A 10,363-nucleotide genomic window follows, 5' to 3' on the forward strand; every position below is an offset into this window, starting at 1 on the left:
ATGAAACGGCAGCTGATTTTGGAAGACGGTTCATTTTTTGTCGGGGATGCGTTTGGCAGTTTGAAAGAGACGACCGGGGAAGTCGTCTTTAACACCGGCATGACCGGATATCAAGAAATTTTGACCGACCCGTCGTATTGCGGGCAAATCGTGACGATGACGTATCCGTTGATCGGCAACTACGGCATCAACCGCGACGACTTTGAAGCGATCCGCCCGTACGTGCACGGGTTCATCGTCAAAGAAGCGTGCGTGAAGCCGTCCAACTGGCGCGGCGAAATGACGCTTGATGAGTATTTAAAAGAAAAAGACATTCCGGGACTCGCGGGCATTGACACGCGCAAACTGACGCGGATCATCCGCCAGCACGGAACGCTGAAAGGAATGATTTGCGGGCTGGATGTCGATCCGGCGGAAGCGGCAGCCAAGCTGCGAGCGATGGAGTGGCCGCGCGACCAAGTGCGGCGCGTCTCGACGAAAAGCGCCTATCCGAGCCCGGGGCGCGGCGAGCGCGTGGTCTTGATCGATTTTGGAATGAAGCACGGCATTTTGCGCGAGCTGAACAAGCGCCATTGCGATGTCATCGTCTTGCCGTACAACGCCACCGCTGAAGAGGTGCTCGGCTGGCATCCGGATGGGGTCATGCTTTCCAATGGACCGGGCGACCCGAAAGACGTGCCGGAAGCGATCGAGATGATCCGCGGGATTCTCGGCAAAGTGCCGCTCTTTGGCATCTGCCTCGGCCATCAGCTGTTCGCGTTGGCGTGCGGCGGGAATACGGAGAAAATGAAATTCGGCCATCGCGGCTCGAACCATCCGGTCAAAGACTTGCGCACCGGCAAAGTCGCCATCACGTCGCAAAACCATGGCTATACCGTCACGCACGAGTCGCTTTCTGGCACCCGGCTTGAGGTGACGCATATCGCCTTAAATGACGGCACGGTCGAAGGGCTGCGCCATCTCGATTTCCCGGCGTTTACGGTGCAATACCATCCGGAAGCGTCGCCGGGGCCAGAAGATGCCAATCCGCTGTTTGACGAGTTTTTGGCGCTCATCCGCCAGTTCAACAAGAAAGGAGAAGTCATCCATGCCTAAGCGCCGCGACATTGAAACGATTTTAGTCATCGGCTCGGGGCCGATCGTCATCGGCCAGGCGGCCGAGTTCGACTACGCAGGGACGCAAGCGTGCTTAGCCCTAAAAGAAGAAGGATACAAAGTCATTCTGGTGAACTCAAACCCGGCGACGATCATGACCGATACGGAAATCGCCGATAAAGTCTATATGGAGCCGCTGACGCTCGATTTTGTCGCCCGCATCATCCGCAAAGAGCGGCCGGACGCGATTTTGCCGACGCTTGGCGGCCAAACGGGCCTCAACTTGGCGGTTGAGCTCGCCAAGGCCGGCGTGCTTGAAGAGTGCGGCGTGGAAATTCTCGGCACGAAGCTCGAGGCGATCGAAAAGGCGGAAGACCGCGAACAGTTCCGCGCCCTCATGAACGAGCTTGGCGAACCGGTGCCGGAAAGCGCGATTATTCACAGCTTGGAAGAAGCGTACGCCTTTGTCGAACAAATCGGCTATCCGGTCATCGTCCGTCCGGCGTTCACGCTCGGCGGCACGGGCGGGGGCATTTGCACGAACGAAGAAGAGCTTGTCGAGATTGTGTCAACTGGCTTGAAGATGAGCCCGGTGCATCAATGCTTGCTCGAGCGGAGCATCGCCGGCTACAAGGAGATTGAATACGAAGTGATGCGCGACGCCAATGACAACGCGATCGTCGTCTGCAACATGGAAAACATCGACCCGGTCGGCATTCATACGGGTGACTCAATCGTCGTCGCCCCGAGCCAGACGTTAAGCGACCGCGAATACCAGCTTTTGCGGAACGCGTCCTTGAAAATCATCCGCGCCCTTGGCATCGAAGGCGGCTGCAACGTCCAGCTGGCGCTTGACCCGGACAGCTTCCGCTATTACGTCATTGAAGTGAACCCGCGCGTCAGCCGCTCGTCGGCGTTGGCGTCAAAAGCAACGGGGTATCCGATCGCGAAACTGGCGGCGAAAATCGCCGTCGGGTTGACGCTTGATGAAATGATCAACCCGGTTACCGGGAAAACGTACGCCTGCTTCGAGCCGGCGCTCGATTATGTCGTCACGAAAATTCCGCGCTTTCCGTTTGACAAATTTGAATCGGCGAACCGCCGCCTTGGCACGCAAATGAAAGCGACCGGCGAAGTGATGGCGATCGGCCGGACGTTTGAAGAATCGCTGTTAAAAGCGGTTCGTTCGCTCGAGATCGGCGTGCATCATCTCGAATTGAAGGAAGTGAAACACGCGGCCGACGACGTGATCGAAAAACGGATCCGCAAGGCGGGCGATGAGCGGCTCTTTTACATCGCCGAGGCGCTCCGCCGCGGGGTAACGGTCGACACCTTGCATGAATGGAGCCAAATTGACCGCTTTTTCCTGCATAAAATCCAGAACATCATCGAGATGGAAACGGTCTTGAAAAACCATCCGGGCGACCTTGACGTGCTAAAGAAGGCGAAAGCGCTTGGGTTTTCCGATGCGGCGATAGCGGCGTTATGGAACAAAACGGAGCGCGACGTTTACGCGCTGCGCCGCCAGGAAGGCATCGTGCCGGTGTACAAAATGGTCGATACGTGCGCGGCCGAGTTCACGTCGGAAACGCCGTACTACTACAGCACGTACGAGGAAGAAAACGAATCGATCGTGACGGAAAAACCGAGCGTCATCGTGCTTGGCTCCGGCCCGATCCGCATCGGCCAAGGGATCGAATTTGACTATGCGACCGTCCATTGCGTCTGGGCCATTAAGCAGGCCGGTTATGAGGCGATCATCATCAACAACAACCCGGAAACGGTCTCGACCGACTTCAGCACATCGGACAAACTGTATTTCGAACCGTTGACGGCTGAAGATGTGATGCATGTCATCGACCTCGAACAGCCGGTCGGCGTCATCGTCCAATTCGGCGGTCAGACGGCCATCAACTTGGCGGCGGAACTCGAAGCGCGCGGCGTCCGCTTGCTTGGGACGACGCTTGAAGATTTGGACCGCGCCGAAGACCGCGACAAATTTGAACAGGCGCTCTCAGAGCTTGGCATTCCGAAACCGGCCGGCAAAACGGCTGTTTCGGTCGAAGAAGCGGTTGCCATCGCCGAAGAAATCGGCTATCCGGTGCTCGTCCGCCCATCGTACGTGCTCGGCGGCCGGGCGATGGAAATCGTGTACAATCGCGGCGAGCTGCTTCATTACATGGAACATGCCGTGCGCGTCAATCCGCAGCACCCGGTGCTTGTTGACCGGTACATCACCGGCAAGGAAGTCGAAGTCGACGCCATCGCCGACGGCGAGACGGTCGTCATTCCGGGGATCATGGAACATATCGAACGGGCCGGCGTCCATTCCGGCGACTCGATCGCCGTCTATCCGCCGCAAACGTTAAGCGATGACGTCATCGCAAAAATTACGGACTATACGGTGAAACTGGCGCGCGGGCTGCATATTGTCGGGCTGTTGAACATCCAGTTCGTCGTCGCAGGAAGCGACGTCTACGTCTTGGAAGTGAACCCGCGCTCAAGCCGCACGGTGCCGTTTTTAAGCAAAATCACCGGCGTGCCGATGGCGAATCTCGCCACGAAAGCCGTTTTAGGGGCGAAGCTCGCCGACATGGGCTATGAGACGGGCGTCTGCCCGGTGCGCCCCGGCGTGTACGTGAAAGTGCCGGTGTTCTCGTTTGCGAAATTGCGCAACGTCGACATTTCGCTCGGCCCGGAAATGAAATCGACCGGCGAAGTGATCGGCAAAGACGTGACGTTTGAAAAAGCGCTCTATAAGGGGCTCGTCGCCTCCGGCATCCAGATCCAGCCGCACGGGGCGGTGCTGTTGACGGTGGCCGACAAAGACAAAGAAGAAGCCGTCGAGCTGGCGCGCCGCTTTGCCGACATCGGCTATCAGCTGCTGGCGACGAACGGCACGGCGGAAACGTTGAAAGCGGCCGGCATTCCGGTGACGGTCGTCAATAAAATCCACTCGGCGTCGCCGAACATTTTAGATGTCATCCGCCAAGGGAAGGCGCAAGTCGTCATCAACACGCTGACGAAAGGGAAGCAGCCGGAAAGCGACGGCTTCCGCATCCGCCGCGAAGCAGTCGAAAACGGCATCCCATGCTTGACGTCGCTTGATACGGCAAGGGCGATGCTGCAAGTGCTCGAATCGATGACGTTTTCAACGACGGCGATGACGGAAGGGCTGGTGCGGTCATGATCGGCCGCGAACGAATGACGGTCGCAAGCCAGCGGTTGATCGCCGAGCGGACGTATGAATTGACGCTTTCAGGCCGCCTCGTGCAAGAGATGCGCCAACCGGGCCAGTTCGTTCATGTGAAAGTGGCCGCATCCGCCGATCCGCTCCTGCGCCGCCCGCTCAGCCTTTGCCATATCGACCACAAGCAGGGGCAATGCACGATCATTTACCGCCAGGAAGGGAAAGGCACGGCGCTGTTGGCGCAAAAACAGCCGGGCGATGTGGTCGATGTGCTCGGCCCGCTCGGCAACGGCTTTCCGCTCGAGGCCGCGCCGGCGGGCAGCCGGGCGCTGCTAGTCGGCGGCGGCATCGGCGTCCCGCCGCTCTATGAACTGGCGAAACAGCTCACAAAGCGCGGCGTCAAAGTGGTGAGCGTGCTCGGGTTTCAAACGAAAGCGGCGGTCTTTTACGAAGAGGAATTTGCCGCGTTCGGCGAGACGCATGTCGCGACCGATGACGGCTCGCACGGAACGGCCGGGCGCGTCACCGATGTGATCGAAGCGCGCTCGCTCGAGTTTGACGTCTTGTACGCCTGCGGTCCGAAGCCGATGCTTCGGGCGCTTGCGGAACGGTTTCCGAACCGGCCGGTGTACTTGTCGCTCGAGGAGCGGATGGGCTGCGGCGTCGGGGCGTGTTTCGCCTGCGTCTGCCATGTGCCAGGGAGCGAGACGGCGTATAAAAAAGTATGCAGCGACGGCCCGGTGTTTCGGGCCGGGGAGGTGGTGCTATGAACCGGCTTGCGGTCGAACTGCCGGGTCTTTCGCTCAAAAACCCGATCATGCCGGCGTCCGGCTGTTTTGGATTTGGCCGCGAGTACGCCCGGTTTTACGATTTAAGCGTGTTAGGCGCCATGATGATCAAGGCGACGACAAAAGAGCCGCGCTTTGGCAACCCGACATCAAGGGTGGCAGAAACGCCGGGCGGGATGTTAAACGCCATCGGCCTGCAAAACCCCGGCCTTGACAAAGTGCTCGAAGAAGAACTGCCGTGGCTTGAACAGTTTGACGTACCGATCATCGCCAACATCGCTGGCTCGACGGTGGAAGAGTACGTCGAGGTAGCCGAAGCGATTTCCAAAGCGCCCAATGTCCATGCGTTAGAGCTCAACATTTCCTGCCCAAACGTGAAAAAAGGCGGGATTGCGTTCGGCACCGTGCCGGACGTGGCCGCGGAACTGACGCGGCTTGTCAAAGAAGTGTCCGCCGTGCCGGTGTACGTGAAGCTGTCTCCGAACGTCACCGACATCGTGGCGATGGCAAAAGCGATTGAACAGGCGGGCGCCGATGGCTTGACGATGATCAACACGCTCGTTGGCATGCGCATCGACGTGAAAACAGGCCGGCCGATTTTGGCCAACGGCACCGGGGGCTTATCCGGCCCGGCGGTCAAACCAATCGCCATTCGCATGATTTATGAAGTGAGCCAGGCGGTGTCGATTCCGATCATCGGCATGGGCGGCATTCAGACGGCGGAAGACGTGCTCGAATTTTTCTACGCCGGCGCGAGCGCGGTTGCCGTCGGAACGGCCAACTTCGTCGACCCGTTCGTCTGCCCGACGATCATCGCCGACCTGCCGGCGTTGCTCGATGAACTCGGGATCGGCCACATTTCCGAATGCATAGGAAGGAGCTGGAAGACCGGTGCACACGCCGTTCATTGTCGCGCTTGATTTTCCGTCAAAGCAAGAAGCCGCCGCCTTTTTGCGTCCATTTGCGGGAACGCCGCTGTTCGTCAAAGTCGGGATGGAGCTGTACTACCAAGAGGGCCCTGCCATCGTCGCGTTTCTCAAAGAACAAGGACATGCCGTCTTTTTAGACTTAAAACTGCACGACATCCCGAACACGGTGAAACAGGCGATGAAAGGGCTCGCCCGCGTCGGCGCCGATCTGGTGAACGTCCACGCCGCCGGCGGCCGGCGCATGATGGAAGCAGCCATGGAAGGGCTTGACACCGGCACGCCAAGCGGAACCATGCGGCCGCGCTGCATCGCCGTCACCCAGCTGACAAGCACGGACGAGCGGATGCTTCACGAGGAGCTGTGGATTGACCGCCCGCTTGCGGAAACAGTCGCCCATTACGCTGCCTTGGCGAAAGAAAGCGGGCTTGATGGCGTCGTCTGCTCGGCCAAGGAAGCCGCGCTCATGAAAGAACGGTGCGGCGCCTCGTTTCTTGCCGTCACGCCAGGCATCCGCTTTGCCGATGATGAGGCGCATGACCAAGTGCGCGTCGTCACGCCAAGGAAAGCGCGTGAGCTCGGCGCCGACTACATCGTCGTCGGCCGCAGCATCACCCGCGCCGCCGATCCGCTCGGGGCGTATGCCCGCCTGCAACACGAATGGAACGGAGGAGAGAGAGAATGAAACACGACATCGCCGCCAAACTGCTTCAAATCGGGGCCGTCGCCCTGCAGCCGAACGAGCCGTTTACATGGTCTTCGGGCTTGAAATCGCCGATTTATTGCGACAACCGCCTGACGCTCGCTTACCCCGACGTGCGCCGCACGATCGCCGACGGCCTCGCCGAACTCATCCGCACCCAGTTCCCTGAGGCAGATCTCATCGCCGGCACAGCGACCGCCGGCATCCCGCACGCCGCCTGGGTGAGCGAGCGGCTTGAGCTGCCGATGTGCTACGTCCGCAGCCAGGCGAAAGCGCACGGCAAAGGAAAACAAATTGAAGGCAAAGCCGAACCGGGCCAGCGCGTGGTCGTCATCGAAGACTTAATCTCGACGGGCGGCAGCTCGCTTGCGGCCGTCCGCGCCTTGAAAGAAGCGGGCTGCGAAGTGCTTGGCGTCGCCGCCATTTTCACATACGGGCTTGACAAAGCGAAACAGGCGTTTGCGGCGGAGAATTTGCCTGCCTACACGCTCACCGACTACGACACCCTCATCGAAACGGCCGTCCGCCTTGGCGCCGTCAGCGAACACGACTTGGCGACATTGCGAAAATGGCGGGAGAATCCGGAGGAGTGGGGGAAATAAAAACAGAAGAAAGGAGCGCGGACCGTTGGAAGGTTCGCGCTCTGTCGTTCATCAAGCGGGGGAGATGCCTCACCCGTCATACGCTTCATCCCACGCGGTGGCTGGGAGGAAGTGAATTCGTCAACGGCCATTTTATTCTGCACTTTTTGATTATTTCCTTTTTGCCATTCCCAGTATAAATGGATTTTATTACATTATATTCAAAACGTTCTTAATCCCACTTGAAGAAACGAGGTGTATCGAACACAGCCCCCTTTTCCTCGACATATCGTTTTCGGTAAAATGGAAGGAGAAAAGACAGCAGTGAAACCTACTTCGTTATTAAAACAAGCAAACTCCGAAGGAAGTGTTGTTGTCGATGTCAAAGCCGTTCATTGCAGATGGTATAAGTCAAGAGTTTGATCAAATTTCCGTTTCTAAAAGTATCCAAACATTTTTATCTTCTTTAGATCAAAAGGGAGAGTTCCGCCTGCCGCAGCGTGCGTATTTGGCTACCCGCTATGCCATTCGGAATCTTCAACTGCCTCCCGGGCAGACGGTATTAGAGAGAGAGATGGCTGAGATGTTGGGAATGAGTAGAACGCCTGTCCGCGAGGCGCTTGTGAGGTTAGAGATGGAGGGATGGGTGCGTCTCATACCGCGCCGCGGGTTTATTGTAGCGCCTATTGCGGCGGATGACCTCCGGCAAATTTATGAAGTTGTAGAAGCACTTGATGGCATTGCCGGCAATCTAGCTACTGAGCGAGCGACTCCTGAAGAATTGGACCAGCTCGAGCATTTGATTGAGGAGCAAGAAAAAGTGCTGAAGTTAGGGGATTTAATGACATGGACGGATCTTGACGAGCAATTCCATCAAAAGATTATCGATCTAGCTCAAAATTCACGCTTAAGAGGGATTATGGATAGCCAGTCCGATCAAATCTATCGTGCTCGGTTATATACCATTAAATTTCGTCCTAAGCCAATCCGCTCCATTATGGATCATAAAGCAATTGTAGCTGCTATGCGAGCAGGCGAGTCGGAGGCGGTGCGAATGTTGTTACAATCCCATCGCCACAGATCCCGGCATGAAATTTTAGAGGTGATCCAATCGATGTCCTAACTAAACAGAAAGATGGGAATAAGGCTGTAGTGATTTCTTGGGAATCATTACAGCCTTATTTTATTTTCTCTCTTGATATCAAGAGGTATTAATGTATACGTTAATCGAGACTACAAATATTGTTTTTGTGAAATTGGGGCAAGGGTATGATGTGAAAAATTTTATAAAATCGGCTTATATAGCTGTTTTTTTATATTGATTTATGGAATCAAAATAAAAAAGTAATTGACATTAATGTATACATTAATATATGATGGTGGTGAAATAGAGAAATAAAAAAATACTAAATAGTCTAACAAAAAAGGAGGGGCATTATGAAAGTAAAACAGGAAACAGAAAAAATGGTTAACTTGCTATCAAAATTTATATCCTTAGTAAGCTACAAGCTACCGGATGATGTGGAAAAGAAATTGCGGGAGTTGAGCGAGGAAGAGAATCATCCGCTTGCCAGAACGATTTATAAAACGATGTTTGAGAATCAAAAATTAGCCTATGAGTTAAAGAGACCGTCCTGTCAGGATACAGGTGTGATCCAGTTTTTTGTAAAGTGTGGTGAGAATTTTCCGTTCATTGGGCAGTTGAACACCATTCTGAAGGAAAGTGTCTATAAGGCGACACGGGAAACTCCTTTGCGCCATAATTCGGTAGAGACATTTGATGAATACAATACAGGGAAAAATATTGGTAATGGTATACCGAGCATTTTCTTAGAAGTAGAAGAAAACAGTGATAAGGTGGAAATCTATACGTACATGGCTGGAGGAGGTTGTACACTTCCGGGAGTGGCAACCGTTCTGATGCCTAGTGAAGGTTACGAGGGTGTCGTCAAGTTTGTGCTTGATCGCATGACGAGTTATGGTCTCAACGCCTGTCCGCCTCTTTTAGTCGGTGTGGGCATCGGCACTTCGGTGGAAACAGCTGCATTAAACTCAAAATTGGCACTAATGAGACCGATCGGTAGCCGGAATGAAAATGAGAATGCGGCGAAACTGGAGAAGCTTCTTGAAGATGGTATTAATGCCATTGGTCTAGGGCCTCAAGGGTTAAAAGGATCCAAATCAGTGATGGGTGTTCATATTGTGAATACAGCGCGCCATCCGTCAACCATTGGCGTTGCTGTGAATACGGGATGTTGGTCCCATCGAAGGGGAAAGATTATTTTTGATAGACATCTAAACTATGAAATACCTACTCACAAGGGGGTTGCGTTATGAATAAAAAGGTATTAACAACACCAATCAAAGATGAAGATCTAAAAGATATACGAATTGGAGATATCATCTACTTAACGGGCACATTGGTCACCTGTCGGGATGTTGCTCATAGAAGGCTCGTCGAAGAAAAGATTCCGTTGCCTATCGATCTAAGAGGCAAGGCGATTTTTCATGCTGGTCCCATTGTCAGAGACCATGGAAATGAAACGTACGAAATTGTTTCCGTTGGTCCGACAACGAGCATGAGAATGGAGAGATTTGAAAAGGAATTCATCGAACAAACAGGGGTTAAGCTCATTGTCGGAAAGGGGGGGATGGGGAAAAATACAGAGGAAGGATGCAAAACTTATAAAGCGTTGCATGTCGTTTTCCCGGCAGGAAATGCTGTTTATGCCGCAACCAAAGTGGCAAAGATCAAAGAAGTGCATTGGAAAGATCTTGGAATGCCTGAATCCTTATGGGTCTGTGAGGTCAAGGAGTTTGGTCCACTAATTGTTTCTATTGATGCGGAAGGAAATAACCTTTTTGAGGTCAATAAGGTGGAGTTTAATAAAAAGAAGGACGAACAATATGAGTTCATTAGCCAGCACGTAAAATTCATTAAGTAATAAAGTAAGTTGTTCCTATTGGTTGAAATGAAATTGAGATACAGGATTTATAGGCTAGACCTTCATTGTTTTATCGAAATAAAACAATAATCTATATAAGTTGAATTAAAGATTTACAACTGAACACACAAACGA

9 protein-coding genes are annotated in these 10,363 nt (G+C 54.1%); all 9 read left to right on the forward strand.

From position 1 onward, the window contains the following. The 9 genes from ETR37_RS16380 to ttdB all read left to right on the forward strand — a co-directional run bounded on the left by ETR37_RS16380 (position 1) and on the right by ttdB (position 10,228). A complete protein-coding gene (locus tag ETR37_RS16380) occupies positions 1–1,095 on the forward strand; it encodes a carbamoyl phosphate synthase small subunit (RefSeq protein ID WP_129447517.1) in 1,095 nt (364 codons plus the stop codon). Beyond that, positions 1,088–4,285, forward strand: a complete 3,198-nt coding sequence (gene carB, locus ETR37_RS16385; protein ID WP_129447518.1) for a carbamoyl-phosphate synthase large subunit — start codon at positions 1,088–1,090, stop codon at positions 4,283–4,285. Before ETR37_RS16380 ends, carB begins: the two co-directional genes overlap by 8 nt. Next, positions 4,282–5,055, forward strand: a complete 774-nt coding sequence (locus ETR37_RS16390; RefSeq protein WP_129447519.1) for a dihydroorotate dehydrogenase electron transfer subunit — start codon at positions 4,282–4,284, stop codon at positions 5,053–5,055. Before carB ends, ETR37_RS16390 begins: the two co-directional genes overlap by 4 nt. Beyond that, on the forward strand, positions 5,052–5,993 hold the full coding sequence (locus tag ETR37_RS16395; protein WP_129447520.1) for a dihydroorotate dehydrogenase: 942 nt from the start codon (positions 5,052–5,054) through the stop codon (positions 5,991–5,993). Before ETR37_RS16390 ends, ETR37_RS16395 begins: the two co-directional genes overlap by 4 nt. Continuing rightward, the gene (pyrF, locus tag ETR37_RS16400; protein WP_129447521.1) at positions 5,965–6,684 is read left to right on the forward strand and encodes an orotidine-5'-phosphate decarboxylase; all 720 of its coding nucleotides are present in this window, start codon (positions 5,965–5,967) and stop codon (positions 6,682–6,684) included. The genes ETR37_RS16395 and pyrF overlap by 29 nt, the downstream gene beginning before the upstream one ends. Next, positions 6,681–7,304 (forward strand): orotate phosphoribosyltransferase, encoded by a 624-nt coding sequence (pyrE, locus tag ETR37_RS16405; RefSeq protein WP_129447522.1) that lies wholly within the window; start codon positions 6,681–6,683, stop codon positions 7,302–7,304. The genes pyrF and pyrE overlap by 4 nt, the downstream gene beginning before the upstream one ends. Before the next feature lie 358 nt (positions 7,305–7,662). After that, positions 7,663–8,406 carry a GntR family transcriptional regulator gene (locus ETR37_RS16410; RefSeq protein WP_129447523.1) on the forward strand — a complete coding sequence of 248 codons (744 nt, stop codon included), beginning with the start codon at positions 7,663–7,665 and terminating at the stop codon, positions 8,404–8,406. A 314-nt stretch (positions 8,407–8,720) separates the two neighbouring features. Continuing rightward, positions 8,721–9,620 (forward strand): L(+)-tartrate dehydratase subunit alpha, encoded by a 900-nt coding sequence (gene ttdA / locus ETR37_RS16415; protein WP_129447524.1) that lies wholly within the window; start codon positions 8,721–8,723, stop codon positions 9,618–9,620. Next, positions 9,617–10,228, forward strand: a complete 612-nt coding sequence (gene ttdB / locus ETR37_RS16420) for a L(+)-tartrate dehydratase subunit beta (RefSeq protein ID WP_129447525.1) — start codon at positions 9,617–9,619, stop codon at positions 10,226–10,228. The genes ttdA and ttdB overlap by 4 nt, the downstream gene beginning before the upstream one ends. The last annotated feature ends 135 nt before the right edge of the window (positions 10,229–10,363 follow it).

Origin of the sequence: Geobacillus sp. PK12, from assembly GCF_004123125.1 — a bacterium.
Taxonomy (GTDB): domain Bacteria; phylum Bacillota; class Bacilli; order Bacillales; family Anoxybacillaceae; genus Geobacillus; species Geobacillus zalihae.

What these genes read in the sequence shown, in the direction of transcription:
- ttdB (WP_129447525.1), top strand. Translation starts at nt 9,617, where the DNA reads ATGAATAAAAAGGTATTAACAACACCAATCAAAGATGAAGATCTAAAA.
- ETR37_RS16380 (WP_129447517.1), top strand. Translation starts at nt 1, where the DNA reads ATGAAACGGCAGCTGATTTTGGAAGACGGTTCATTTTTTGTCGGGGAT.
- ETR37_RS16395 (WP_129447520.1), top strand. Translation starts at nt 5,052, where the DNA reads ATGAACCGGCTTGCGGTCGAACTGCCGGGTCTTTCGCTCAAAAACCCG.
- ETR37_RS16390 (WP_129447519.1), top strand. Translation starts at nt 4,282, where the DNA reads ATGATCGGCCGCGAACGAATGACGGTCGCAAGCCAGCGGTTGATCGCC.
- pyrE (WP_129447522.1), top strand. Translation starts at nt 6,681, where the DNA reads ATGAAACACGACATCGCCGCCAAACTGCTTCAAATCGGGGCCGTCGCC.
- ETR37_RS16410 (WP_129447523.1), top strand. Translation starts at nt 7,663, where the DNA reads ATGTCAAAGCCGTTCATTGCAGATGGTATAAGTCAAGAGTTTGATCAA.
- carB (WP_129447518.1), top strand. Translation starts at nt 1,088, where the DNA reads ATGCCTAAGCGCCGCGACATTGAAACGATTTTAGTCATCGGCTCGGGG.
- ttdA (WP_129447524.1), top strand. Translation starts at nt 8,721, where the DNA reads ATGAAAGTAAAACAGGAAACAGAAAAAATGGTTAACTTGCTATCAAAA.